The organism is Anaerostipes butyraticus (assembly GCF_016586355.1).
In the GTDB taxonomy this organism is placed as follows: domain Bacteria; phylum Bacillota; class Clostridia; order Lachnospirales; family Lachnospiraceae; genus Anaerostipes; species Anaerostipes butyraticus.
Genome location: NZ_BLYI01000062.1, coordinates 256,477 through 283,173, shown reverse-complemented (window position 1 = coordinate 283,173; position 26,697 = coordinate 256,477). Strand labels below are relative to the sequence as shown.

Annotated in this window: 24 protein-coding genes; 14 read left to right on the top strand and 10 right to left on the bottom strand. The window is 45.2% G+C overall.

The window, feature by feature from the left end:
- The coding region (locus JMF81_RS16820) for a PTS sugar transporter subunit IIA (protein WP_408626620.1) at window positions 1–127 on the bottom strand (127 nt) is incomplete at its 3' end.
- A 238-nt stretch (window positions 128–365) separates the two neighbouring features.
- Here JMF81_RS16820 and JMF81_RS14275 point away from each other — a divergent pair.
- Window positions 366–1,256 carry a DMT family transporter gene (locus JMF81_RS14275; protein ID WP_201312089.1) on the top strand — a complete coding sequence of 297 codons (891 nt, stop codon included), beginning with the start codon at window positions 366–368 and terminating at the stop codon, window positions 1,254–1,256.
- An 83-nt stretch (window positions 1,257–1,339) separates the two neighbouring features.
- Here JMF81_RS14275 and JMF81_RS14270 read toward each other — a convergent pair whose 3' ends face one another.
- Window positions 1,340–2,416 carry a 6-phosphofructokinase gene (locus JMF81_RS14270; protein WP_201312088.1) on the bottom strand — a complete coding sequence of 359 codons (1,077 nt, stop codon included), beginning with the start codon at window positions 2,414–2,416 and terminating at the stop codon, window positions 1,340–1,342.
- A gap of 527 nt (window positions 2,417–2,943) precedes the next feature.
- Between JMF81_RS14270 and ileS the strand changes: the two genes are divergently transcribed.
- Window positions 2,944–6,099, top strand: coding sequence for an isoleucine--tRNA ligase (gene ileS / locus JMF81_RS14265; protein WP_201312087.1), 3,156 nt, complete (start codon window positions 2,944–2,946; stop codon window positions 6,097–6,099).
- A 48-nt stretch (window positions 6,100–6,147) separates the two neighbouring features.
- Here the strand turns inward: ileS and JMF81_RS14260 are convergent, their stop codons facing one another.
- The 8 genes from JMF81_RS14260 to JMF81_RS14225 all read right to left on the bottom strand — a co-directional run bounded on the left by JMF81_RS14260 (window position 6,148) and on the right by JMF81_RS14225 (window position 13,794).
- A complete protein-coding gene (locus tag JMF81_RS14260; protein ID WP_201312086.1) occupies window positions 6,148–7,002 on the bottom strand; it encodes an AraC family transcriptional regulator in 855 nt (284 codons plus the stop codon).
- 102 nt (window positions 7,003–7,104) lie between these two features.
- Complete coding sequence (locus JMF81_RS14255; protein ID WP_201312085.1) at window positions 7,105–8,232, bottom strand: NAD(P)/FAD-dependent oxidoreductase; 1,128 nt, start codon at window positions 8,230–8,232, stop codon at window positions 7,105–7,107.
- Complete coding sequence (locus tag JMF81_RS14250; RefSeq protein WP_201312084.1) at window positions 8,233–8,562, bottom strand: (2Fe-2S)-binding protein; 330 nt, start codon at window positions 8,560–8,562, stop codon at window positions 8,233–8,235.
- A 2-nt stretch (window positions 8,563–8,564) separates the two neighbouring features.
- Window positions 8,565–10,145 (bottom strand): FAD-dependent oxidoreductase, encoded by a 1,581-nt coding sequence (locus tag JMF81_RS14245; protein WP_201312083.1) that lies wholly within the window; start codon window positions 10,143–10,145, stop codon window positions 8,565–8,567.
- A 3-nt stretch (window positions 10,146–10,148) separates the two neighbouring features.
- Window positions 10,149–10,490, bottom strand: coding sequence for a (2Fe-2S)-binding protein (locus JMF81_RS14240; protein ID WP_201312082.1), 342 nt, complete (start codon window positions 10,488–10,490; stop codon window positions 10,149–10,151).
- Window positions 10,491–10,512: 22 nt separating this feature from the next.
- The gene (locus tag JMF81_RS14235) at window positions 10,513–11,655 is read right to left on the bottom strand and encodes a tyramine oxidase subunit B (RefSeq protein ID WP_201312081.1); all 1,143 of its coding nucleotides are present in this window, start codon (window positions 11,653–11,655) and stop codon (window positions 10,513–10,515) included.
- A gap of 136 nt (window positions 11,656–11,791) precedes the next feature.
- Window positions 11,792–13,192 carry an APC family permease gene (locus JMF81_RS14230; protein WP_201312080.1) on the bottom strand — a complete coding sequence of 467 codons (1,401 nt, stop codon included), beginning with the start codon at window positions 13,190–13,192 and terminating at the stop codon, window positions 11,792–11,794.
- 149 nt (window positions 13,193–13,341) lie between these two features.
- Window positions 13,342–13,794, bottom strand: coding sequence for a helix-turn-helix domain-containing protein (locus JMF81_RS14225; protein WP_201312079.1), 453 nt, complete (start codon window positions 13,792–13,794; stop codon window positions 13,342–13,344).
- A gap of 77 nt (window positions 13,795–13,871) precedes the next feature.
- Between JMF81_RS14225 and JMF81_RS14220 the strand changes: the two genes are divergently transcribed.
- The 12 genes from JMF81_RS14220 to JMF81_RS14165 all read left to right on the top strand — a co-directional run bounded on the left by JMF81_RS14220 (window position 13,872) and on the right by JMF81_RS14165 (window position 26,607).
- Window positions 13,872–14,990 carry a serine/threonine protein kinase gene (locus JMF81_RS14220; protein ID WP_201312078.1) on the top strand — a complete coding sequence of 373 codons (1,119 nt, stop codon included), beginning with the start codon at window positions 13,872–13,874 and terminating at the stop codon, window positions 14,988–14,990.
- An 88-nt stretch (window positions 14,991–15,078) separates the two neighbouring features.
- Window positions 15,079–15,423, top strand: a complete 345-nt coding sequence (locus JMF81_RS14215; protein WP_201312077.1) for a hypothetical protein — start codon at window positions 15,079–15,081, stop codon at window positions 15,421–15,423.
- 261 nt (window positions 15,424–15,684) lie between these two features.
- Window positions 15,685–16,317, top strand: coding sequence for an endonuclease III domain-containing protein (locus JMF81_RS14210; RefSeq protein ID WP_201312076.1), 633 nt, complete (start codon window positions 15,685–15,687; stop codon window positions 16,315–16,317).
- Window positions 16,318–16,336: 19 nt separating this feature from the next.
- Window positions 16,337–17,149: a DNA-3-methyladenine glycosylase family protein gene (locus tag JMF81_RS14205; protein WP_201312075.1), complete on the top strand. Its 813-nt coding sequence runs from the start codon at window positions 16,337–16,339 to the stop codon at window positions 17,147–17,149.
- Window positions 17,150–17,499: 350 nt separating this feature from the next.
- Window positions 17,500–18,570 (top strand): DUF3878 family protein, encoded by a 1,071-nt coding sequence (locus JMF81_RS14200; RefSeq protein ID WP_243282684.1) that lies wholly within the window; start codon window positions 17,500–17,502, stop codon window positions 18,568–18,570.
- 307 nt (window positions 18,571–18,877) lie between these two features.
- Window positions 18,878–19,678 (top strand): FAD binding domain-containing protein, encoded by an 801-nt coding sequence (locus JMF81_RS14195; RefSeq protein ID WP_201312074.1) that lies wholly within the window; start codon window positions 18,878–18,880, stop codon window positions 19,676–19,678.
- Window position 19,679: 1 nt separating this feature from the next.
- Window positions 19,680–20,147: a (2Fe-2S)-binding protein gene (locus JMF81_RS14190; RefSeq protein ID WP_201312073.1), complete on the top strand. Its 468-nt coding sequence runs from the start codon at window positions 19,680–19,682 to the stop codon at window positions 20,145–20,147.
- The gene (locus JMF81_RS14185) at window positions 20,144–22,423 is read left to right on the top strand and encodes a xanthine dehydrogenase family protein molybdopterin-binding subunit (RefSeq protein WP_201312072.1); all 2,280 of its coding nucleotides are present in this window, start codon (window positions 20,144–20,146) and stop codon (window positions 22,421–22,423) included. Before JMF81_RS14190 ends, JMF81_RS14185 begins: the two co-directional genes overlap by 4 nt.
- Entirely contained in the window at window positions 22,420–22,992 is a 573-nt protein-coding gene (locus tag JMF81_RS14180; protein WP_201312071.1) for a nucleotidyltransferase family protein, read from the top strand. The genes JMF81_RS14185 and JMF81_RS14180 overlap by 4 nt, the downstream gene beginning before the upstream one ends.
- Before the next feature lie 70 nt (window positions 22,993–23,062).
- Window positions 23,063–23,644, top strand: a complete 582-nt coding sequence (locus JMF81_RS14175; RefSeq protein WP_201312070.1) for a xanthine phosphoribosyltransferase — start codon at window positions 23,063–23,065, stop codon at window positions 23,642–23,644.
- A gap of 226 nt (window positions 23,645–23,870) precedes the next feature.
- Complete coding sequence (locus JMF81_RS14170) at window positions 23,871–25,283, top strand: MFS transporter (RefSeq protein ID WP_201312069.1); 1,413 nt, start codon at window positions 23,871–23,873, stop codon at window positions 25,281–25,283.
- Window positions 25,284–25,428: 145 nt separating this feature from the next.
- The gene (locus JMF81_RS14165) at window positions 25,429–26,607 is read left to right on the top strand and encodes an MFS transporter (protein WP_201312068.1); all 1,179 of its coding nucleotides are present in this window, start codon (window positions 25,429–25,431) and stop codon (window positions 26,605–26,607) included.
- The last annotated feature ends 90 nt before the right edge of the window (window positions 26,608–26,697 follow it).

Genomic DNA, 26,697 nt, shown 5'->3' with positions numbered 1-26,697 from the left:
CCGCCGGTCCTTCACTCGGCTGTAATGTAACAGCCGCAACATTCGGCTGATCACCGAAGATCATGGATCCTGACTGAAGGATTCCCTTGGCGAAATCACCATGTGTAGCAAGAATAATTCCTACCATTTTTCATATTCCTCCTTTTCTTTTTGAAAATTTCCCTGAAAACAGGGATGGCCGAAATGACAAAAATCACGTTAACCATTTCGCACCTTATAAGCTTATTTTACTCCGAAAATAAAATTTTGGGCAGATAGAATCTTTTGCAAAAATTTTTACAGGATTTGGTCATCTGAAAGATGATTTTACGAAGCATGGAATCTGTGATATGATGATTGGAAATACACAGAGAGAGGAAATCAGTATGAGTCAAAATACAAAAGGAATGTGTTTCGCAGTTATTGGGGGAACCTGCTGGGGGCTGTCCGGCGTCATGGGAAAATATTTATTCGATGAGAGACAGCTGACTGCGGTCTGGCTGGTGACAGTAAGGCTTCTTGCCGCAGGAATTTTAATGCTGGCTTTGGCATGGGGAAAAAGAAAAAACGGGATTTTTGACGTCTGGAAGAGAAAAGATTCGGCAGTCCGTCAGATTGTTTTCTGTATTTTTGGAATGGCGGCATGCCAGATGTCTTATTTCCTGGCGGTGCAGTATTCGAATCCGGGAACGGCAACGGTCCTCCAGTATTTAGGACCGGTTCTGATTATGCTGTTTTGCCTGATTCGGGACAGGAGACTGCCGAAAATGCTGGAAATCGCGGTACTGGTCGCGGTAATTGCGGGTGTTTTTCTGCTGGCAACCCACGGAAGTCCGGGAAATCTGGCCATTACGGAACAGGCCCTGTTCTGGGGGCTGATCTCCGCCGTTACCTGTGCGGTTTATAATATTCAGCCGGAGAAACTGTTAAAAGAATTTGGAACGCTGGAAACGGTAGGATGGGGAATGCTCATTGGAGGAATTCTTGCCGCTCCGGTGACGAGAGTCTGGGAAGTGCCGGGAGTATGGGATTCCATGACATTCTTTATGATGGCAGGGGTGATTCTGATCGGAACAGTCATTGCGTTTGGATGTTATCTCCACGGAGTGGCGCTGCTTGGACCGGTACGGGGAAGCCTGTTTGGGTGTGTCGAGCCCCTGGCGGCGTCTGTTCTGTCTGCAGCAGTGCTGGGCCAGGTGTTTGAGATGATGGATGTGGCTGGAATGGCATGTATTATTATAGGGGTGACTGCACTGGCAGTATTTGATAAGAAATAGCATCTGACAGAGTACAGAGAAAAAAGACTGTGGGTTCTCCCGGGAGAGAACATCACAGTCTTTTATTGTGTACAGCGAAAGATTTATTTGTCTCCAAAGCTGATGCCGATGGCTTTTGCTTCTTGGACAAGTCTGGATTTCGGATCCACCATTTTCAGCTTTCCGGCAACTTCGCTTAATGGAACTTTCACCGTTTCATTATTAACGATACCGATCATGTATCCGTATTCCTTATTTAAGATCAGCTCTGAAGCGGCTGCGCCTACCCGTGTGGCAATCACGCGGTCATATGCGCATGGAGATCCGCCTCTCTGAGTATGGCCGGGAACGGTAACACGTACTTCTTTATCCATTTTTTCTTCAATCTCAGCCGCCAGTTCATAAGCGATGGATGGATATTTTCTCTGAGCAAGTTTTGCCTTGTACTGTTTTTTCTTAAGTTTTGCATCTTCTTTAGAAATAGCTCCTTCTGCCACAGCGAGGATCGTGAATGTCTTTCCTGCCTCAGAACGTTTTTTGATAACGTCCGTCACTACGTTGATATCGTACGGAATTTCCGGAATCAGGATCACATCCGCTCCGCCGGCGATTCCGGCATGGAGAGTAACATGTCCTACTTTATGTCCCATGACTTCAATGATGAAAACACGGCTGTGAGAAGATGCCGTTGTATGGATTCTGTCGATCGTATCCGTTGCAATGTCTACAGCGCTCTGGAAGCCAAAGGTCATATCTGTTCCCCAGAGGTCATTGTCAATGGTCTTAGGAAGAGTGACAACGTTGAGACCTTCTTCTCTGAGCATGTTGGCAGATTTATGTGTGCCGTTTCCGCCCAGAATAACAAGACAGTCCAGTTTCAGTTTATGGTAAGTGGATTTCATGGCTTCTACTTTATCGAGACCATTTTCATCCGGAATTCTCATTTTCTTAAAAGGCTGTCTGGATGTGCCAAGGATCGTACCTCCGCGGGTAAGGATTCCAGAAAAGTCGTTCGGGGTCATAAGATGGAAGTTTCCATAGATCAGTCCTTTGTAGCCATCCTGAAAGCCGTAAATCTCCAGGTCATCTCTTTTGGCGCTCAGCCCTTTGATGACTCCGCGCATCGCTGCGTTCAAAGCCTGGCAGTCGCCGCCGCTTGTTAATAATCCGATTCGTAACATTGCTAACATCCCTCCAAATTTACTAATATCGATATAAATTATTTCCTATTTTATCACAAATCAGTCCATGAGAACAGAATCAGCGGCAAATAAAATGTAAAAAGTATGTAAAAATAAATGCAAAAAGCAGCATTTTTTTATCATAGATCCGGATTCCTCTATTGACGAAGAGAGGGATTCGGTGGTAAGATAACCACATATGAGAAAAGCGATGATGGAGACAGTACGCATATCAGGAACGTAAGAGCGAGTCCGGGACGGTGGGAGCCGGATATCAGTAGGGATATGAGGAAGATCACTCCTAAGCTGCAGGCTGAAATTCTGAGTAGGCTGTGCCGGCGTCCTCCGTTAACGGGATAACATATTATGATGTATGTGAAATAGGTGGTTTGTAAGCAACGGCGTTGTCCTATTTTGGACAGCGCCTTTTCTTTGTTCCGGCAGGAAATCTTATGCCGGATCAGAATGTTCCGCACTTTTCATAATACGAAGATTTAGAATATTTTAATTAAGAAGGAGAAGCGAGCATGTACAAGAAAGTGTCTTCCGATCTTAACTTTGTAGATCGAGAGAAAGAAACTGTAAAGTTCTGGAAAGAAAATAAGATTTTCGAAAAAAGTATCGAAGACAGGAAAGACGATCCGACTTATACTTTTTATGACGGACCGCCAACTGCAAATGGAAAACCTCATATCGGACATGTGCTGACCCGTGTCATCAAAGATATGATTCCGCGTTATCAGACAATGAAAGGTCATAAAGTAACCCGAAAAGCCGGATGGGATACCCATGGGCTTCCGGTGGAACTGGAAGTGGAAAAACTTTTAGGCCTGGATGGAAAAGATCAGATTGAAGACTACGGACTGGAGCCGTTTATTAAGAAATGTAAGGAAAGTGTCTGGAAGTATAAAGGAATGTGGGAGGATTTCTCCAACATTGTAGGATTCTGGGCAGATATGGATCATCCGTATGTAACATATGACAACGACTTTATCGAATCTGTATGGTGGGCATTAAAACAGATCTGGGACAAAGGTCTTCTTTATAAGGGATTCAAGATCGTTCCTTACTGCCCAAGATGCGGAACTCCGCTTTCTGCGCAGGAAGTGGCTCAGGGATATAAAGATGTTAAAGAACGTTCAGCGGTTGTCCGTTTTAAGGTAAAGGATGAGGATGCATACTTCCTGGCATGGACCACAACGCCTTGGACACTGCCTTCCAACATCGGACTTTGTGTCAATCCGGATGAGACTTACGCAAAGGTAAAGGCAGCGGACGGATATGTATATTATATGGCAGAAGCTCTGCTGGACACGGTTCTTGGAAAGCTGGCAGACGAGGAAGCGGGAACTCCGGCTTATGAAGTGCTGGAAACTTACCAGGGAAAAGAACTGGAATATAAAGAATATGAACCTCTTTATGAATGTGCTGCCAAAGTAGCGGAAAAACAGCATAAGAAAGCGTTTTATGTAACATGTGACGGATATGTAACATTAACAGACGGTACCGGAATCGTTCATATTGCGCCTGCATTTGGTGAGGACGATGCGAAAGTCGGACGCAAATACGATATGCCGTTTGTACAGCTGGTAGATGAAAAAGGAAATATGTCTCCTGAGACTCCGTTTGCCGGTCTGTTTGTTAAGAAGGCCGATCCGGAAGTGTTAAAAGACCTGGATTCCAGAGGATTATTATATGACGCTCCGAAATTCGAGCACAGCTATCCTCACTGCTGGAGATGTGATACTCCGCTGATCTACTATGCAAGAGAATCCTGGTTTATCAAGATGACGGAAGTAAAGGATCAGCTGATCGCCAACAACAATACCGTCAACTGGATTCCGGAAAGCATTGGAAAAGGACGTTTTGGAGACTGGCTGGAAAATGTTCAGGACTGGGGAATTTCCAGAAACCGTTACTGGGGAACTCCGTTAAATATCTGGGAATGTGAATGCGGACATCAGCATTCTATCGGATCCATTGAAGAATTAAAGAGCATGTCAGACAACTGTCCGGATGACATTGAACTTCATCGTCCGTACATTGATGATGTGACGATCAAGTGTCCGGTCTGCGGCAAAGAAATGCACCGAGTGGAAGAAGTTATTGACTGCTGGTTTGACTCAGGATCCATGCCGTTTGCTCAGTGGCATTATCCATTCGAGAACAAAGAAATCTTCGAGGAGAATTTCCCGGCAGATTTCATTTCAGAGGCAGTAGACCAGACTCGTGGATGGTTCTATTCCCTGATGGCAATTTCCACGCTGCTGTTTAACAAAGCGCCATACAAGAATGTTGTCGTTCTGGGACATGTGCAGGATGAAAATGGACAGAAGATGAGTAAGTCCAAAGGAAATGCGGTCGATCCGTTTGAAGCTCTGGAAGAGCACGGAGCAGATGCGATCCGCTGGTATTTCTATACCAACAGCGCACCATGGCTGCCAAATCGTTTCCATGACAAAGCGGTAACAGAAGGACAGCGTAAATTCATGGGAACCTTATGGAACACTTATGCATTCTATGTACTGTATGCGGAAATCGATCAGTTTGATCCGACAAAACATGCATTAGAATATGATAAGCTTTCTGTTATGGACAAATGGTTATTATCCAAGATGAACACCATGGTGAAAACAGTGGATGAAGATCTTGGCGCTTATAAAATTCCGGAAGCAGCAAGAGCCCTTCAGGATTTTGTAGATGATATGAGCAACTGGTATGTAAGACGCTGCCGTGACCGTTTCTGGGCAAAAGGAATGGAACAGGATAAGATCAATGCTTACATGACACTGTATACAGCACTTGTTACAGTATGTAAGGCAGCGGCGCCGATGATTCCGTTTATGACAGAAGAAATTTATCAGAATATCGTAAGAAGTGTAGATAAAGACGCTCCTGAAAGCATTCATTTATGTGATTTCCCTGTTTACCAGGCAGATCAGGTAGATGAAACGCTGGAAGCTGACATGGATATGGTATTGAAAATCGTAGTTCTCGGACGTGCCTGCAGAAACAGCGCAGCGATCAAGAACCGTCAGCCAATCGGAAAGATGTATGTAAAAGCTGACAGGGATCTGCCGGACTATGATCAGGAAATCATCCTAGATGAGCTGAATGTAAAAGAAATTGAGTTTACAGATGACGTATCATCTTTCACAACTTACAACTTTAAACCGCAGCTTAAGACGGTAGGACCGAAATACGGAAAACTGGTAGGAGGAATCCGCAATTACCTTGCAAATGTTGACGGCAACGCTGCCAAAGCGGATCTGGATGCCAAAGGCGTGCTGGAATTTAGCGTAGATGGAACTCCGGTTGAACTGGCAGAAGAAGATCTTCTGATCGAAATGGTTAAACAGGAAGGATATGTAACAGAAGCCGACAATGGCGTTACCGTTGTTCTGGATACCAACCTGACTCCGGAACTTCTGGAAGAAGGATTTGTCCGTGAGGTTGTCAGCAAAGTACAGTCCATGCGTAAGGAAGCAGGATTCGAGGTCACAGACCACATCACACTTTCTTACAAAGGAAGTGACAAGGCTCATGATACTATCGCGAAGAACGAAGCTGAAATCGCAGGAGATGTTCTGGCAGATGAGGTAAAAGCAGGAGAAGTTTCCGGATTTACCAAAGAGTGGAACATTAACGGAGAAAAAGTAGAATTAGGCGTTGAAAAACGATAAGAAAGAGAAAGAAAGGCACTCTGCCGGGGGAACCTGGCAGGGTGTTTTTTAGAATGTTTTCTTTTCCCTTTTTATCACGATCAGCCGGTCGTCATAGTTTTCATGTTCCAGGGAAAGCAGATATTTCCTTGGCGTCGTTTTCGTAAAGGATTTGAAGTCTTTCATCATATGAGACTGGTCATAATAGCCTGTGATCTGTGCCAGTTCCGCAAAATCCACATGTTCCATATTAAGATTCAGATTATCCAGCAGATACTGGAACCGCATCATTTTGGAGAACATTTTTGGCGTCATTCCATAATAAGCTTTAAACACTTTGTTGATATAACGCTCGGAATATCCGGTCTGTGTGGATAACTCGCCAATGGAAAGGCTTCCGGCGCTTAAAACAATCTGTGAGATCAGGTATTCCCGGAGATTCTGTTTTGGGTTATAACCGGCACTTAGAATATAGTAATGAAGGTATGTGTCCAGAAATATTTTCTGCTGTTCTTTAAAATCACGAATACTGGTAATTTTTTCGATCAGGTCTTTGTCCTGAATGACTTCATCAAGAGGAAGTTCCTGATTGATGATTTCAGACATGGGAAGATTACAGATATCCGGCACCTTTCCGGGAAGAAAACGGACGCCGAAATAGTAGGCCGCACTCTGATTGAAGACAACAGAAGGAGAGAGTACGGTTCCGCAGATTCTGGCTTCCGGGTGAGATTCATCACAGCAGAAAAGGATATCAACACATCCGTCCGGGATTGCCAGGACAGCATTGTCTTTTCCTTCTGTCAGTTCAAAACTGTAAAAATGAGAGATTCCGTATTTTAAAATAACAGACTTATAATATTTGGATGATGCCATAACAAAATAAGGCTGTTTTGGCCGTATTTTCAAGTCATTATCTTCCATGAGCCATTCCTCCTGATAATAGAAAAAGGAGGCCGCAAAATATGCAAGCCTCCTTTGACTTAGGTACGTTGTATTCAATGATAGTAAAAGAATAAAAGGGTGTCAACTTTTGGCGTGGAACCGGTTATACTGCAGTTCATGAAGATCCACATCTGTTCTGCCCTCCGTAACCAGCTGTGCAAGATTATAGCCAACAGCCGGGGCGATTCCAAAGCCGTGCCCGGAAAAACCACAGGCAACGATCAGGCCGGGAACTTCTTCTACAGGGCTGATAACCGGGACTTTATCTGCGCACAAATCCATCCATCCTGCCCAGGTGCGGACAATTTTTGCGTGTTTCAGGGCCGGGAAATATTTGATGATTCCGCGGCAGGTACTGGAAGCTGCAAGACTGTTGGAAATCGGCGTGCCGTTATCCTTTGTGAATCCTTCCAGACCAAGAGTTCCTCCGAAAACAAAGGAGCCGTGTTTGGTCTGATGACCGTAGAAATCAGCTTCTGCGGTTCCAAGCATCTGATTAAACATAGGAGCCTGAGCTTCAGTTACAAGGCCTTCCAGCATAACGGACTGCATCGGAATATCAATGTTTACGGTAGCCAGAATCGGGCGGCTGTCAAGGCCTGCAGCCACAATAACGGTATCGGCTTCAAATACATCGGTTGAAGTGATAACCTGACGGAGTTTTCCTTTGATTTTCTTCAGTTTGGTAACTTTTTGTTCTGTAAGAAAGCATACCCCCATTTTTCGAGCCTGTTTGTAGTATCCGAGGGTCGTAGTGAGCGGATTGGCGTGACCATCGGTCGGACACCAGCTGGCGCCGATTACCTCTCTGGAAAGATAAGGGTTGATGGTTCGGACTTCATCGCCGCTGATCATTTTTACATCCAGGCCGCAGGCTCTGGCACGGTCGGCAAGTCCCGAAAGAATTTCCAGGTGTTCCGGTGTCTTTCCGAGACGGAGATTGCCGTCCTGATGGTATTCGCAGTCCACTTCCAGTTCTTCGGATAATGTCGACCATAACTTCTGAATTCCGTACATGGCTAGAGGGAGTTCTCTGGGGTCACGTCCGGACTGGCGGACACCGCCGCCGTTTCTGGAGGAACCCCCGTTTCCAATATAACTGCTTCCTTCCAGTACCAGGACGGAAACACCTCTTTTCGCGAGATAATAAGCTGCAGCGCATCCAATGATGCCGCCGCCGACAATAATAACATCTGCAGAATGTTTCATTCAGGCTTCCTCCTTTCTTTCATTTGCCAGGATACACATTTCGATTGGCCGCATCGGCGCCCGTGAGGTGGCAGGTTCGAGTTTGTCAGGAGATACCTGCAGTTCTCTGGCCACAATGCTTTTTACTAATTTGGAGCAGGTCTGACCCTGGCAGAGTCCCATTCCGGTGCGCAGATAACGGCGGATTTCGGTTAAGGTGAACATGCCGTCATGAACTGCCCGGCGGATTTCTCCTTTTGTAATTTCCTCACACCGGCAGATCAGCATGTCATCATCCGGCGCAGGGATATATTCTCCAATATTGATAGAACGGTCGTTGATAGAGTTCATAGTCAGGCCTCCTTCCTGAAAAATCTTGCTTTCATGGCATACTGCTTCGGAACTTTCATCGTCAGAAGATGAGTGTGGTCAAAAGCAGGTGAACTTTTGACAGAGATTACTTCTGCTTCACAGCATGGACTGCCGTCTCTTCCGAGGGCAATGCCTGTATCCCCTGCTTTGGGAAGAGGCAGGAATTCATATGGCAGCATAACAGAAGCATAAGTTTCATCGCAGGCTTCGTCCACCAGGAAAATGGCCTGGCCGGAACAGGACGCAACACACATACCGCAGCCGATGCACTGAGCTGTTTCATCTACAGCAGGAAGGGATGTGATTTTTTCGCCTATTTTAATGCAGTGCTTAGGGCAGGCATTCTGACAAGGGTTGCATGGAATATTTTGAGAACATTCGATGACAGGATGGACGCCGATTGTGTGGGTGACGCCGGGATATTTTTCAATTTCAGAATCATCAAGATAGCCTTTTTCCAGGAGATTTGCGGAGATATCAATATTTTCTTCTGTTTTTGTAAGAATTTTTCCGCGGTTTTCCGGGGCAAACATACCCTGCCGGAGTCCGGAGAGAGCCTGCTGATGGATTTCATACTGCTGCTCAAAAGCAGCATCATCCATATAACCAAGGAAATGTGCGGCGGCAATACCGCAGATGCGGCCTCCGATCATGGCGGAACTGGCTTCTTCAATGCCTTCTACGTCTCCGGCGGCAAAGATTCCCTCAATAGAAGTCTGACCGCAGGCATCGACAATCGGAACCTGACCGCCTCGTTTTGGATTATCTTCCATTTGACAGCCTGCCATTTTAAGAAGCTGTGACATAGGAGAAAGTCCTACTGCAATGCAGATGGTGTCTGCATCAAAATGTTTTTCTGTTCCAGGTATGAATTGAAATTTATTATCGATTTCAGCAATGGTAACGCCGGTGACCTGGGTGTCTCCCTCTGCTTTTACGATCGTATGGGATGTATAAAAAGGAACACCGCAGCGGGCGACCTTGGAGGCGTGGACGCCGTAGCCTCCGATGCGAGGCGCCGCATCGGCAAGAGCCACGACTTCGCAGCCTGCCTGAAGGAGCTGATAGCTTACGACGAGTCCTACATTTCCAGTTCCAAGCATAAAGACTTTCTGTCCGGGACGAATGCCGTGAAGGTTCATCATGGTCTGAGCGGCGCCGGCACCGATCACGCCGGGAAGCGTCCAGCCTTCGAACGTAACCATGTTTTCTGCTGCGCCGGTGGCGATAATAATGGAATCTCCTTTGACATGGTGGATCTGATTGTTAATTTTTACAGTGAGTTCTTTATCCATATACATGCCGGATACCACAGCATTGAGACAGACGGTTACGCCCAGTTCCTCTGCTTCTTTCAGCAGATCCTGTCCAATCTTGAAACCGCGGATTTTGGCTTTGTGTTCTTTTGAACCGAAAAATTTATGAATCTGTTTAAAAAGCTGTCCGCCCGGTTTTTCGTTTTCATCGAAAACAATGACATTCATTTTCAGTTTTGCTGCTTCTATGGCTGCCGATAAGCCGGCAGGACCGGCACCGACAACGATCAAATCATATCGTTTCATTGCTTAATCGCTTCCTTTCTCTGATGTTTTGTCAGGCTTTGTAGATACGCCGTACTGTGTTTGGACGCACATACCTTCTCTCAGAGGCGTTACGCAGGTACGGATATTTGGCTGTCCGTCTACGACCATCACACAGTCGGTACAGCGGCCGATGGCACAAAAGATTCCTCTCGGTTTATGCTGTTTTTGTGTATAACGGTGAACCATAACACCAGCTGCTTTTAAAGCGGCGGCAATCGGTTCACCTTCATAACCGGATAATGTTTTTCCATCATAGGTAAAATTAACTTTTCTTCCTTTGGAGAAATTTCCGAGAATCGGATGTTCTTCCATTCTTACGTTCATTTTGATCCTTCCTTTCCATCCGCTATGCCAGTGCAGGCTGATCCCAGAGATTCAATCTGGTTCCGATTCCCTGCTTTAAAGCGTTTTTATAGACGACAGTTCCCCAGGCAACATCTTCGACAGGCATTCCGCCGATGGAATACACAATGATTTCATTGTCCTTTCGATGGGTTGGGATTTTGCCGGTAAGAATATCTCCCAGATCATCAATCTGGGAAGCCTTCATTCTGCCTTCTGTAATCAGATCCATGCAGTGGACTGCGGGAATCGGAATAGTTTCATAGGCAGGGAAATCCATTTCCTCTTCCCAGGCCTCATAGAGCATGGTATTGTCGGCAATAGTCCGTGCGCGGTGCAGGATAAAATCATCATCGAACCGTGCGGCTGCCGGGCAGCAGAACAGTGCTCCTGGTTTGATCCAGCTTTCTTTGATATATGGATAATCTTCGATATTTCCGGTCGGAGAAGAGGTGGCGATGCAGATGATATCACAATCTCTGACGGCTTCTTCTTCCGTGCCTACAATTTCGATATTGGATATGGACGGATAAGTTTCTTCTGTAAAACGGGCAAATTCTTTTGCAGATTTGGAAGAAGGACTGCTTCCTTTGATTTTTATTGTTTTGATTCCGGGACGAACAGCCATGGCAGCAGCAAGGATTGTTTTACTCATAACACCAGGTCCGATAATACCAATGGCGCTGCTGTCCGGATGAGCAAAATGTTTGATCCCCACTCCGGGAACCGCACCGGTACGATAAGCGCTCAGAATATTGGCGGACATATAGGCCAGAGGCGCACCGGTATCTTTATCATTTAATGTAAGCATTAAAATGGATCTCGGAAGACCTTTTTTCTTGTTTTCCATGTTGGAGCCATACCATTTAACGCCGGCCATATCAAATTTTCCGCCAAGATATGCAGGCATTGCCATGAATCTTCGATCCGGTCCGTCCACCGGCATGTTGGGAAATGGAGATTCTTTTGGAAATTCCATCATACATCCGTGGGAGTTTCCGTTGGCGCCGCCCATACGGTAGTCACCTGCTTTTAACAGGCGGAACATTTCTTCCATCGTATCAATACAGCGGGCCATGTCTTTGACACCGGCAGCGATCATATCCTGTTCATTTAAATACAAAAAATCAACTTTTGGGTAATTCATTTGAAAGCCTCCTTGTCAGAATTTATAAAAAAATAAAGACGTCTGAAACTGCTGTTTCAAACGCCTTTGTTTTAACTGGTTTTCATTGTAGATGATTCCTGCTGAAAAAAATTGTAAAAATCGGAACTATATAAATTTATACAGCGGCAGGCTGCTGATTGTTGGTGTAAGAAGATGCAGCACCTTCAATATCACTTAAATCTGCAGGTACAAACATCGGCTGTTTTCGGACAAAGCGTGTCCAGATAACTGCATAAATCAGAGTAACGGCAAGAATTACAAAATAAAGCTGGTAAATGAAAATGCGCTGTGCACCTTCCGCAATATGTACAATCATATAAACATCCCCTATAATGGCAATGATCTGAGGAATTCCGCCGAGAACAAGAGATTTCCTGCGGGCGGGATGATCCGGGTACCGGCGCCTCAAAACAAGAACGGTAAGGTTGACCAGGATATAAGATGTCAGCCAGAAACAGGATGCAGCCAGGAGAAGACTGGATAAAGTGCTTGAATTTGTAACACCAGTGATTACAAGGATAGTGTCACCGATACCAATGAAAAACATACCTGTAAGGGCGACATTATGTTTGTTCTTTTTTGCAAAGCATTTTGGAAGCAGATCATTTTCGGCCATTCCTGCTAATACATTGGGAATTCCGCCAAGAACCGTATTTGCTGTGCTGACGCCGGCGAGAATGGTAATCAGTCCCATCCAGAGAGCACCTGGTGTACCAAGAAGATTCCGGGCGAATACCATATGGGGCATACTGGAGGAAGCAAGTTCAGTCAGAGTAACATAGTTGGTCATTCCGTTTCCGAGAATGGACTGAAGAACAAAGAGGATGCTGATGCCAAGAATCATGGCAAGCAAGACGTCACGTTTTGGATTCTTCAGACTTTTAGATACAGGGATGACAAATTCAATGCCGATAAACAGCCAGAACGCCATAGAAGAAAGACTGACATATCCGCTGAGTCCGGTAACTGCCGGCGGGGTCTGACTGGCGGCATCAATGATCTGGCCTGTTCCAAGTTTCAGAGAACTGATAATTCCCATGGCCAGAATAGAAAGAAGCAGAAGTCCGACTACAATATTCTGAATTTTAGAGAAAATATCGACGCCGTGATAGTTGATAAGCAGCAGAGCTGCCAGAAACAGAATACTGATGGCCGGAGCAGGAATCTGCGGCAGGAATAGTTCATTGACGACCATACCGCACATAGCCACTTCAACGGATGCTGCCAGAAGATTTACAACGACATAGGCGGATACATTGGATATAATAGAAGGGACAGATCCAAGACCTACTTTGGTGTACTGTCCCATGCCCCCTTCCGCATCAGGCATCAGATCGTGCAGTTCTGAAAAAGATAATGCCAGACAGATGTTCAGAACCAGAACGATCAGCATAGAAATGATAAAACCCCTTCCGGCAAGACCGATTCCGGTACCAAGAGATAACAGACAGCTTGACGCAACAATTAAGCCGACAGTGACTGCAATAGCACTGGGCAAACCTAATTTTTTCTCCATAATAATTCCTCCATTTCACAAGTTGAACCAAATTGTTTTCCAATAAAAGAGGCGCCCGGGATGAAATATCCAGGACGCCGTTGTTCTTTGTTACGACTCATTATAAGGATGGAAAATAAGATAAGATTGTAAAAAATGGAACAAGAGTGTTATATTTCAGAACCTGACGAAGATTTTCCGATGGTCTCCAGACCGTGATCTTCCAGAAACAGATTGATTTCTATCAGGTTCCATACTTTGCGGTTAATGTGCATCATAATTGCTGCGTCTCTTGGAACTTTGGCGTAGAGTTCTCCCTGCTGCGCGATCCTCAGGGCATGCTGGGTCGTATTCAGATCCATGCGGGCGCCCAGACACAGAGCCAGGAGATGATCTCTGGAAGGATGAGTTTTTCTTCCGTTTAAGATTTCATGGGCATAGCTTTTGGAAACCCCGCTGTTTTTTATGATCTGGGCTGCGGTAATTCCGTTTTGCGCCATATAGATGGAAAAATAATCCTGCAGGCTGGGCGCTGTCTGAAGCTGTTTTAGGTAATCGGAAAAACTGCTGCAGGAAGTTGATTTTAAAGTTTCATTTAATTCTTCAGTCGACTGACGGTTCATAGGCAGATCCTCTCGTATTTTTTTTCCTATCATACCATGATATAATAAATCGTGCCAGAAAAACGGAGGAAAGAAATATGAGACTGGAAGAGGAATATCGTTTATCCTGTTATGAAGAATTAACAGAAATGGGAGGAAATCCAAAGGTGCATCTGGTAAAAGATGTAAGGACAGGCGATATTTTGATCAAAAAAGAAATACAGGCAGAGGTTGAGCCGGTTTACCAGAGGCTGAGACAGGAAAAAATCCGGGGAATCCCGGAAATATATGATCTGATCGAAGGAGAGAATGAGATTTTTGTAATCGAAGCTTATATTCATGGAAGAAGCCTGGAAAAGATCCTGGATCAGAAAGGAAGACTGGAGGACCGGGAAGCGGCGGAGACCGCTTTGGCTGTATGCAGGATACTAAAAAGACTTCATGAACAGGAGAATCCGGTGATCCACAGAGATATCAAGCCGTCCAATCTTATGATCAGCGCAGAAGGGTCGGTATATCTCATTGATTTTGATGCGGCGAGGGTATATTCGGAAGAGAAACAGACAGATACCCGGCTTTTGGGAACGAAGCGGTATGCGCCTCCGGAGCAGTATGGTTTTGGACAGTCCGATGCCAGATCAGATCTTTATGCACTGGGAGTCACGCTGAATATGATGATAACCGGATCCTATCCGGATGAAGAGCTGCCGGAAGGAGCCATAGGAGATGTAATCAGCCGGTGTATCCGCTGGGAACCTGAGGAACGATACCAGACGGCGGGAGAACTGGAACAAGACTTAGAGAAAATCTGTGATCCCCAAAAAGATCAGAACGAAGAAACCCCTTTAGAAAACACAGGACAGAGGGCATCCGGTATTGTGGGATTTCGCTCAAAAGTTCCATGGAAAATGGCGCTGGCTGTGCTGGGATATCTGTTCCTGGTTTTTGTATGCCTTAGAATGGAGATTATGGATTCCAATGGAGTGCCGCTTTCCGGAGGGAGACTGTGGCTGGAGAGAGTCTCTGCTCTTATGATTTTTCTGGCAAGCATCCTGTATCTGGGAAATTTTGCGGGTCTTAGAGAAAAATCTTTTGGAAAATGGAAAGAAAACAGACGGCTGTGCTGGGTATTTGCGGCGGTATGGGTTATCGGCATCATATTTTTCGGCCTGGCATGTATGCTGATAATAGAAGGAATTATCTGGGGACAGGCCTGAAATACAAAAAGAAAATTGTACGCTGGCAGCGGAACATAGGACGCCTTCTTTTTGCAATAATAAGGAAAAAAGGGAAGGAGAAAGACAAATGAAAACTTGGAAACTCGTTTCAGGGATTCTGTCAATTATTCTGTTTGTATTTGTCGCGTTCCAGTCTTGTGCTGCCGGAGTGGGAAATGCACTGGCTGAGAATGGAGAATCTGGAGGAAGCGCCGGTATCATCGTCGCTGTACTGCTTCTTGCCGGAGGAATTGTTTCTATCTGCGCAAGAAAAGGTGGAAGGGGTCTGAATATAGCTCTGATCGTAATCTTTGGAATCGGAGCAGTCGTAGGCTTTACAATGGCAGGAAGTTTCGCGGATCTGAATATCTGGGCAGGATGGTGCCTGATCAATGCGGTGCTGGCAGTTGTTTCAATCGTAAAGCAAAAATAAAACATAATCTTTGTAAGGCGGATCTGTGTCCGCCTTATTTTTTTGCCTATAGCGGATACCTGAGGGAACGGATATCCGGGGACAATGGCATGGATTGAATTATATTTTGGGCAATGCTATACTGTTTTTATTGGCGGAAAAGAGCGGATTCCGAGGAGATTCTTACGGTGTTGTTCAAGCGGAGGAAGAAAACTCGGCCTGGATGATGCAGGAGAATTTATGGAACGCAGTTAATAAAATAATTGTATTATGGAGGGAACTATGACAAAAGAAGAATTGGCATTGGAAGTGATTGCCAGACTGAAAAAAGAATACCCGGATGCGGGATGTACTTTAGATTATAACGAAGCATGGAAACTTTTGGTAAGCGTCAGACTGGCAGCTCAGTGTACAGATGCCAGAGTCAATGTGGTAGTCAAAGATTTATATGCGAAATATCCGGATGTGGAATCTCTGGCCGCTGCGGATGTGGCGGATATCGAGGAAATCATACGTCCGTGCGGGCTTGGAAAAAGCAAGGCAAGAGACATCAGCAAATGCATGAAAGTTCTGCGGGATGAGTATGACGGAAAGATTCCGACAGACTTTAAATCACTGCTGAAGCTGCCGGGAGTAGGAAGAAAAAGCGCAAATCTGATCATGGGAGATGTTTTTGGAGAGCCGGCGATCGTTACAGATACCCACTGTATCCGTCTGGTAAACCGGATCGGTCTGGTGGACGGCATCAAAGATCCGAAAAAGGTAGAGATGGCTTTGTGGGAAATCATTCCTCCGGAAGAAGGAAGTGATTTCTGCCATCGGCTGGTCTATCATGGAAGAGATGTCTGTACAGCCCGGACCAAGCCTCACTGTGATCAGTGCTGTCTGGATGATATCTGTGCACATATCATTTAAAATGTGGAGAAAACAGAAGATGACAGAAATCATTGTGGATTATTTTGATCTGGAGCAGATTTGTGAATCCGGGCAGTGTTTCCGCATGAAAAGAAAATCGGAACATCAGTATGAAGTGATCGCAGGAGACCGGTATCTGCAAATCAGTCAGAAAGGAAATCAAATTTGTTTTGACTGTACACCGGAAGAGTATGAAGGATTCTGGAAGCGGTATTTTGATCTGGAAACGGATTATGGAAATTTCATTCAGAGAATTGATCCTGGGGATTCTTATCTAATGGAGGCCGCCAGGTTTGGATCCGGCATTCGAATCTTAAAACAGGATTTATGGGAGATGATAGTCTCCTTTCTGATTTCCCAGCAGAATAATATCCGGAGAATCCGCCGGTGTATTGAAGCCATATGTGAAAAGTATGGAGAGAAAAAGCGGAATAAAGCGGGAGATATCTATTATGCATTTCCAAAACCAGAAGCATTTGCAGGACTGGGAGAAGATGATTTAAAGAAATGTAATCTCGGTTACCGGAGCAAATATGTAGTGCGTACAGCCAGAATGACAGCAGACGCAGAAGTGGATCTTCAGAAGATTGAGCGAAGTTCTTATCCGGAGGCAAAAGAGGAGCTGATGAGATTTTACGGAGTGGGGAGCAAAGTAGCAGACTGTATCTGTCTGTTTGCCCTTGGCCAGATGGAAGCATTCCCCGTGGATACGCATATCAATCAGGCACTGCAGAAGCATTATCCGGGCGGGTTTCCAATGGAAGCTTATCCGGGATTCCAGGGTATCCTTCAGCAGTATATTTTTTATTATGAACTGATGGGCGGAAAATAGCTGAGACAGATAGCTGCTCTCCAGGCATATTGTGAAAAAAACCACCTGCCATAGGAAACAATTTCCCGGCAGGTGGTTTTCTATTTTGAAAAGAGAGGATTAAAAAATATATGAAAAACTATGGTTTAAGTATACGCAGAATCCGGGGTTCAATCAATATACAGAGTATAAACAATTATAAACGATTTCTAAAAATATTTAACGAATTCTTAGAAAACACGAAAGAAGGTTCATGAAGAATTTACAATCTATAAAGGAACATTTGAGATGGGGGTAGACGGCAGAGAAAAAGTATGGAATAATAAGCCAGATACAACAAGGATTTTAGAAGGAGTGTATACAGCGCGAGTATGGATGAGTATCAAAAAGAATTGATGAATGCCCTGCCGGGACTCAAGGAAAGCCTGCCTCAGCCGTTCTGGCGTCTGGCGGAAGTTTTCAGAAATCAGGTGTTTGAACTGTGTACGGCGGATGGGGAAGAAGGAACGTTAGAGTATTATGTTCCCTACATGATGAATGACGCAGCAGAAAGTTATTTTATGATGGAAAAATGTCATATGACAGGGGAATATCAGCCGGAAGAGACAGAAAATACCAGCGCAGAGCTGATTACAGAGGAAACAGGATATGCTCTGATCGTCCGTCAGGCATCAGGAAATGTATTTACACTGTGGTTTGCGAACCTTCGATGGAAAGAGCATTTCTATCAGTATCATGGAATCGGACATTTCTGGAGAAAGGGACAGGAGCAGTGGCGCCAGCTGGTTTATATGGCGGGAACCCTTCATGATAAATGTGTATATCTGGGAGATGAAGCGTGCAGTGAAAAAGAAAAAGCCCTTTTTCATCTGATTGAATTCGGACCTTTTCGAAAATGGTCGCCGATCCAGGAAGATCTGGAAGAGAAATATCCTCCGACATATGAAGGCATTGACTGTATGCGGCAGCTGGCCAGAGAAGCGGGAGACTGGAAATACGAACGGCTGCTTTGCGTATATAAGAAATTCCCATTCCGGTGGCTGGAAACATGGCTGAGCCGAAGGCTGGAAAAACCATCCAGGGAAGCATTATATCAGTTGATCTATGAAAAAATCAGGGCAGCTTCCTGTGAATATCCGGTTCGGCGGTATCAGGAGGAAGAACAGTACAGAATTGATGTCTGCAGACAGGAAGCTGATACGTTTCTCAGGGGAAAAGGATTTCAGGGAACATATCCGGAATATTACAAAGAAAGTATGTGGATCCAGGCAGCAGAGGAACAGCCCTTCACAATTCTGGAATCCTCTGATTACGTCTTCCGCATTTATTTTATGATATCAGAGAGGAAAAAGGGAAGATGCGGCAGAAACAGCGGATTCTTTCATGGAAGGGGAAGACGGAGCCGGGTGGCAGAGTTTAAAGGGAATGAATCGTTATCATGAAAATAGCAGAGCGGAATCGTTCCATTTAATTGACAAGGAAATATCAATAAGGTAAGATAAAATAGTACATTATGTTGTAAAATGAAGCGACAGGTTTTGGAGACAAGCGATGCGACAAGGAAGCGTGCAGATGACGGCTTGCAGAGATGCTTGATCCGGAACTTGTTTTTTTATATCATGAGAAATTCTGCCCGGAATTTTTATGATATAAAATATTCTCCGGGCAGGATATTTTCCTGCTTCAGAGATTTTGAACTTTTGAAAATAAAGTGCTCTGCAACGTAAAAGGATAAACGGAGGAAGGATCATGTTGAAAATCAAGAATTATGTAAAGGCGGAAAGTCTTGAACAGGCATATGAGCTCAATCAAAAGAAGAGCACCTGTATTCTTGGAGGAATGTTATGGCTGAAAATGAGCAGCCGGTCGTTTCAGACGGCGGTGGATCTGTCAGGACTTGGTCTGGATCAGATTGAGGAAACGGAAGAGGAATTTTCCATCGGGGCTATGGTGACATTAAGACAGATGGAGAAACACGAAGGACTGAACCGGTTTTCAGATAATGCAGCGGCAGAGAGTGTGAAAAGCATTGTAGGAGTTCAGTTCCGGAATCTGGCAACTGTAGGAGGAAGTATTTTCGGGCGATTTGGTTTTTCAGATGTTCTGACATTCTTTCTTGCTCTGGATACTTATGTGGAATTGTATCATGGAGGAATCATTCCCCTGGAGCAGTTCGCAAAACAGCCGTATGACAGGGATATTCTGATTCGATTGATCGTGAAAAAGACAAAGGCAGACTGTGTATATCTGTCTTACAGGAATACAAAAACAGATTTTCCGGTTGTGACCTGTGCCATATCTTCTCTGGATGGAAAAGGCTGTGCGGTGATCGGGGCAAGACCGGGAAGAGCCCAGAGGATAGAACTGCCGGATGCATGGCGGGAAATGATCACGCAGGAGGAAGGAAGAGAAAAACTGGCGGAACAGACAGCGGCCAGGATGACTTTCGGAAGCAATATGAGAGCTTCTGCACAGTACAGAGAACAGCTGGCAAAAGTTCTCCTGAAGAGGGGATTGAAACAGTTTGCAGAAGAAAGGAGCGGAAATTAAGATGAAGATTACGCTTACGTTAAATGGAAAGAAGACAGAGGCGGAGATCCGTCCGGATATGCTGCTGATTGACTTCGTCAGACAGCAGGGCTGCAGCAGTGTAAAAAGAGGATGCGAAACTGCCAACTGCGGACTGTGTACGGTATTTATGGATGATCAGCCGGTGCTTTCCTGTTCTGTTCTGGCAGCAAGAGCCGATGGACACAGGATTGACACTCTGGAAGGCCTTCAGGAAGAAGCAGAGGAATTCGGAGCGTTTATTGCCGGCCAGGGAGCAGAGCAGTGCGGTTTTTGCAATCCCGGCATGATCATGAATGCCATTGCTTTGTTCCGGGAAATTCCGGAGCCTTCGGTAGAAGAAATCCAGGAATATCTGGCAGGAAACTTATGCCGCTGTTCCGGATATGAAGGACAGCTGAGAGGAATTTTGGATTTTATAGAGTATAGAAAGAACGGAGGTGCGCGATGAAAACCGTAAATCAGCCGGTGATGAAGAAAGATGCGATGGCGCTGGTAACAGGAAAACCTGTATTTATGGATGATAAGGTGCCGGACGACTGTCTGATCGTCAAAGTGCTGCGCAGTCCTCACGCCAATGCGGAGATTACTTCGATTGAGACAAAGTTTGCGGAAAAAGTGCCGGGAATCGAAGCAGTGTATACATGGGAAGATGTCCCAGATCAGCGTTTTACAATGGCAGGACAGACTTATCCGGAAGCAAGTCCCTATGACCGTCTGATCCTGGATCGTCATGTGAGATATGTAGGAGACCCGGTGGCCATTGTGGCAGGAGAAAATGAGGCGTGTGTAGATCAGGCCTTAAAAATGCTCCGGGTGGAATATAAAGTGCTTCCGGCAATTTTAGATCTTCATAAGGCAAAGGATCAGCTTCCGCTGGTTCATCCGGAAGACAGCTGGAAGGCATTATGCCAGGTGGGTGCGGATAATAAAAGAAATCTGTGCGCAAGCGGTGAATCTCACCATGGAGATGTGGATCAGGTTCTGGCAGACTGTGATGTAGTTGTAGATCATGTTTACCATACCAAAGCCAATCAGCAGGCTATGATGGAGACGTTTCGGACATACTGCTGCATGGATGAATACGGCAGGCTGAATGTACTAAGTTCTACGCAGATTGTGTTTCATGTAAGAAGAATCTTATCCAACGCCCTTGGAATTCCAAAATCCAAGATTCGCGTGGCAAAGCCAAGAATCGGAGGAGGATTTGGAGCAAAACAGACAGTTGTCTCCGAAGTTTTTCCTGCGTTTGTAACATGGAAGACCGGAAAGCCGTCTAAGATGATCTTTACCAGAGAAGAATCTCAGATTGCTTCCAGCCCTCGTCATGAAATGGAAGTTCATGTAAAAGTAGGGGCGGACAAGGACGGAAAAATCCGTGCCATTGATCTGTATACGCTGTCCAATACCGGAGCTTATGGAGAACATGGACCGACAACGGTAGGATTGTCCGGACATAAGTCTATTCCTCTGTACGGAACGCCGGAAGCCCACAGGTTTGTCTATGATGTGGTGTATACCAATACTATGTCTGCAGGGGCTTATCGCGGATATGGAGCGACACAGGGAATTTTTGCCCTGGAATCTGCAGTGAATGAATTATCAGCAAAACTGGGAATTGATCCGGTCCGTATGCGGGAGATCAATATGGTCCGGGAAGGACAGGTTATGCCGGCATATTATGGAGAAAAAACGGAAAGCTGCGCCCTGGACCGCTGTGTAGAACGTGCCAGACAGATGATCGGATGGGATGAGAAATATCCGTGCAAAGACATGGGAAACGGCAAGGTAAGAAGTGTCGGAATGGCCATGGCAATGCAGGGATCTGGAATCTCCGGTGTGGATGTAGGATCCGCCACGATCAAGTTAAATGAAGATGGAATTTATACTCTTCTGATCGGAGCTGCTGATATGGGAACAGGATGTGATACGACACTGGCTCAGATTGCGGCAGAATGTCTGAATTGTGATCTGGATGATATTACTGTAGTAGGAGCCGATACAGATACATCACCATATGATTCTGGCTCTTACGCTTCCAGTACAGCGTATGTAACTGGAAAAGCAGTGGAAAAGGCATGCCGGAAACTGGAAGAACGGATCATTCATCAGGGTGCGAAAATGCTGGAACTTCCGGAGGAAGAACTGATATTTGACGGAAAATATGTTTGTCATGAAGGTCTGGATCGAAAAGTTTCCCTGCAGGAGATCGGAACGGCATCTATGTGTGGAAATCCGGATGCGCTTCAGGTAACGGAAAGCAACAGTCAGAAAAAGTCACCGCCGCCGTTTATGGCAGGAATGGTAGAGATTGAGCTGGATAAGGAAACCGGACATGTGGAAATTCTGGATTATGTGGCGGTGGTAGACTGCGGAACTCCGCTGAACCCGAATCTTGCCAGAGTGCAGACAGAAGGCGGTATCGTTCAGGGAATCGGAATGGCATTGTATGAGGATATTCAATATACAGATAAGGGACAGATGAAGAATAATTCATTTATGCAGTATAAGATTCCAACCCGTCTGGATATGGGAAGAATCCGTGTAGAATTTGAAAGCAGTTATGAAGAAACCGGACCATTTGGAGCAAAATCTATTGGAGAAATTGTAATCAATACGCCTTCTCCGGCGCTGGCTCACGCTATTTACAATGCGACTGGAATCTGGTTCAGAGAACTTCCGATCACCAGTGAAAAAATTGCCATGGGGCTTTTGGAAAAAGAATGAAAATAAGAATCATATATATGGCGGGAGGAAACAGCAGGCGTTTTGGCGCCAATAAGCTGATGGAACCGCTGAACGGCCGTTTTCTGTACCGACATCTTCTGGACCGGCTGATCCGGATATGCAGCCGGCATGTGCAGTGGGATCTGAACGTGGTAACCCAGTATCCGGAGATAAAAGAAGATCTTCAGGAAGAACCGGTTACGGTCCGTTTCTGCAGTGAAAGCAGACTGGGAGCTTCCTGGTCGGTAAAGGCGGGAATGGAAGAACTGACGGATGAGGAAGCCTGTGCTTTTTTCGCAGCGGATCAGCCGTTTTTCCGGGAAGAGTCAGCCGAAGGATTTCTTATGGAGATGGAGAAGCAGAAGCCACGGACCGGCTGTGTAGTTTATGAAGATCATCCAGGGAATCCCGTCTGGTTTGACCGGAGCTGTTTTGAAGAATTAAGGCAGCTGCAAGGTGATCAGGGCGGCAGGAAAGTGCTGAAAAAATATCAGGAAGAAGCGGCTTTTTATCCGGTTCGGGAAGCCAGAGAACTGGAGGATATTGATTATCCGGCAGATATGCCGTGAACAGTTGCAATTCAAGAGGAAAACAAGTAAAATATAGTTTAAAAATACGAAAGAGTGTGGAGGCTGTGGGATGCAGTTATTAAAAGATAGAATCCGTAAGGATGGAAAAGTAAAAGAAGGAAATGTATTAAAGGTGGACAGTTTTTTAAATCATCAGATGGATGTAAAACTGTTTCGTGAAATTGGCAAGGAATTTAAGAGAAGATTTGAAGGAGAAGAAATCAATAAGATTCTGACGATTGAAGCGTCAGGAATCGGCATCGCCTGTATCGTGGCAGAGGTATTTGACGTGCCTGTTGTTTTCGCAAAGAAGACACAGACCAAAAATATTGCGGGGGATGTGTATACAACAAAGGTTGAATCATTTACACATGGACGAGTTTACGATATTATCGTTGCGAAAGAATTCCTTGGAAAAGGAGATAAGGTGCTTCTGATCGATGACTTTATGGCCAATGGAAAGGCACTGGAAGGTCTGGCTCAGCTGGTGGAAGATTCCGGAGCGGAACTGGTCGGAGCGGGAATCGTGATCGAGAAAGGATTCCAGCCGGGAGGAGATATCCTGCGCAAGAGAACACATCTGGAGTCTCTGGCAATCGTAGAGAGTATGGATGAGAAGACCGGAGAAATCGTATTCCGGGATGATGAATAGAATGATAATATAGGGAAATCGAAAGGACAGCCATCAGGAACGTGTGTTCCTGATGGCTGTTTTTAGGTTTCTACAGCCCTCTTTCTGTTTTGCGGATGATTTCAAAGGCTTCTTCCGGTGTTTTTGCCTGATCCATTGACTTTTCTTTCGCCAGAGTGTATTCTTTCTTAGGCATTTTATTTATGTTAGTTGAAAAAATTAAATAATAGAATGGAGAGAGAAAGACATGAACAATGAGAAGATCCATAATAAGTGGGTAATTCTCGGAACCGTATTGATCATGACAGTGATGGGAACACTGGACAGCAGCATCTGTAATGTAGCGCTTCCGGTAATTCAGGAAGAAATGCAGGTGCCGATGGCAGGTATCGAATGGGTGACCAGTATTTATCTGATCGTTACGATTTCGATGATACTAATCTGTGGAAAGATGGGCGACATTTATGGAAAGGTAAGGGTATTTCAGGCAGGAGTGGTATTATTTACTTTGGGCTCCCTTCTCTGCAGTATGTCAGATACCCTTGGTATGCTGATCCTGTCCAGAGTAGTTCAGGCACTGGGACAGTCAGCGGCACTGGCTAATAACCAGGGAATCATTACGGAAACATTTCCGGGAGAACAGCGGGGAAGAGCTCTTGGAATGATAGCAAGTTCCGTAGCGTTGGGAACTATGCTGGGACCGACGATAGGAGGCGCGATTTTAAGTTTTCTGCCGTGGAATTTTATTTTTATTATCAATGTACCAATTGGAATTCTGTCATTTCTGCTGGGCGTTTTTACGCTTCCGAGAAGAAAACCGGCTTCAGATGAAAAGCTGGAAATTTCATCTTGTATTTTTATGGCAGCCAGTATGTTTTTGATTTTTACTGCGCTGATTTTGATGCAGACACAGACTGCTGGATGGACGTTTGCCATGCTGGCAGCGGGAATTATAATACTGGTTATTTTCCTGATCTGGCAGACCAGAAGCAGATATCCGCTGATTCCGATGTATTTGTTTAAAAATAAATGGTTTACAATGAATGTCGTGGCGCTGACCCTAATCTTTATTGCAATTGGAACAAACAACATCATTCTGCCATTTTATTTCCAGGATGCCAGAGGCTTCTCGCCGGGACTGGCAGGTCTGCTTATGACAGTGATCTCTGTGGCAATGATGATCGTAGGACCGATTTCAGGAGCATGGTCTGATAAAATCGGCTGTGAACGGCCGACTTTGATCGGTCTTATTTTGTTCTGCGTGGCTCATATCATTGTTTCCAGATGGCAGATAGCGACTCCGCTCTGGATGATCGTTGGTACTTTGCTGCTAAATGGAATCGGAAATGGATTATTCCAGTCACCGAATAATTCTCTGATTATGGGAAGCGTAGAGCGAAAAGAATATGGTTTTGCCGGAAGCTTGTCAGGACTGGGACGATATATGGGAATGGTCATTGGAATTACATTTTCAACTTCTGTGCTGTATCATCAGATGAGTCTTAAAGCAGGAAAAAAGGTTGTCAGCTATGTGGAAGGCCGTCCGGACCTGTTTCTGTTCGGCATGAGAGCTGTTTACATAGGAATCGCACTGATCCTTTTCGTGGGAGTTCTTTTGACGCTGACCCGATATTTTCATAAAAAATCAAAAAAATTTTAGTTGACTTTTTAAAAATATTTGTGATAAAACAATTATGTTGTGTTGCAGAAAATGCGTAAGTCCAGACAGGGCTTACGCATTTTTTTTATTCCATAGGAAACTTCGTTCCTATGAATTTTTAAATTTTGAAAAGGAGTGATTTTTGATGAAACAATCAGCACACGGAAAGAGTCTGACAGTGAGCATCCTGTCTTTGTCTCTGCTGACAGTTATGGCCGGTGCGGCCGTGGCTCCGGCACTGGGCGTGATTCAGGCTCACTTTTCCAGCAGCAATCAGTTATTCATACAGATGATCATCAGTGTACCGGCATTGTTTATTGTCATTACAAATTTTATTTTCCCGAGATTATGCAGGGTGTTTGGCTCAAAAACACTGGTCTTAATCGGACTTCTGCTTTACACTGTCGGCGGATGCGCCGCAGGACTTTTTGACAACATTTTTGTCGTACTTATCATGCGTGCTTTTGTGGGAATCGGTGTAGGAATCATTATGCCGCTGTCAACAGGACTGCTTTCTTATTATTACAGTCCGGAAGAGCAGGCGGGATTGATGGGACATTCTTCTGCTATGAACCAGATGGGAGGAGTCGTTGCCACATTATTATCCGGACTGCTTGCGAATATCAGCTGGCGTGTCAGCTTCCTGGTATATCTGATGGGGCTGATCAGTATTGTGCTTTGCCTGATCTATCTGCCAAATGATAAGATTACACAGGAAGGACCTGCAGAAAAAGAAAGTGGAGGAGAAGGAACGGCAGGGGTATTTCGTGCCAATATCGTATATATTCTGGCCATGTTCCTGCTGATGTCCATATTCTTTATCTATCCGGCAAACTTTGCAATGGAAACGGCAGCAGAAGGTATTATTCCGCAGAATTATATTGCGGTGATTATGGCATCTATGGATTTTATCGCATTCTTAGGCGGGCTGCTGTTTGTAAGCGCCAAGAAGGCTCTTGGCAGAAATACAAAATTTCTGGCTCCGGTATGCTTCCTGGCAGGATATCTGCTGCTGGCAGCTGCCGGCGGATGGGCCGGCACGCTGATCGGATCTGTATTCATTGGATTTGCCAATGGTGCGGGAATTCCGTTTATTATGACAGAGGCATCCATGAAAGCAGGAAAAGCGGCAGCGACTACGGTTATGCCGTTAATTTCAGCGGCCCTGTATCTGGCACAGTTTGTTTCACCGGTCTTAATGTCTATTGTAAGGACGATTTTCGGTGAGGGCGCTGCACATCTGCCATACTGGTTTGCCGTTGTACTGGCTGTTTGGTTTGTACTGTGGTCATCCCTGATACCGACAGGAAAAGAAGAAAGATAAAAGTGAAATAAGAACAATAAATGAGAGTATACTTCCTTTTTGCGGAAAAGAAAAACTGCCGTCTAAGAGGGAGTATATTTTTATATAAGA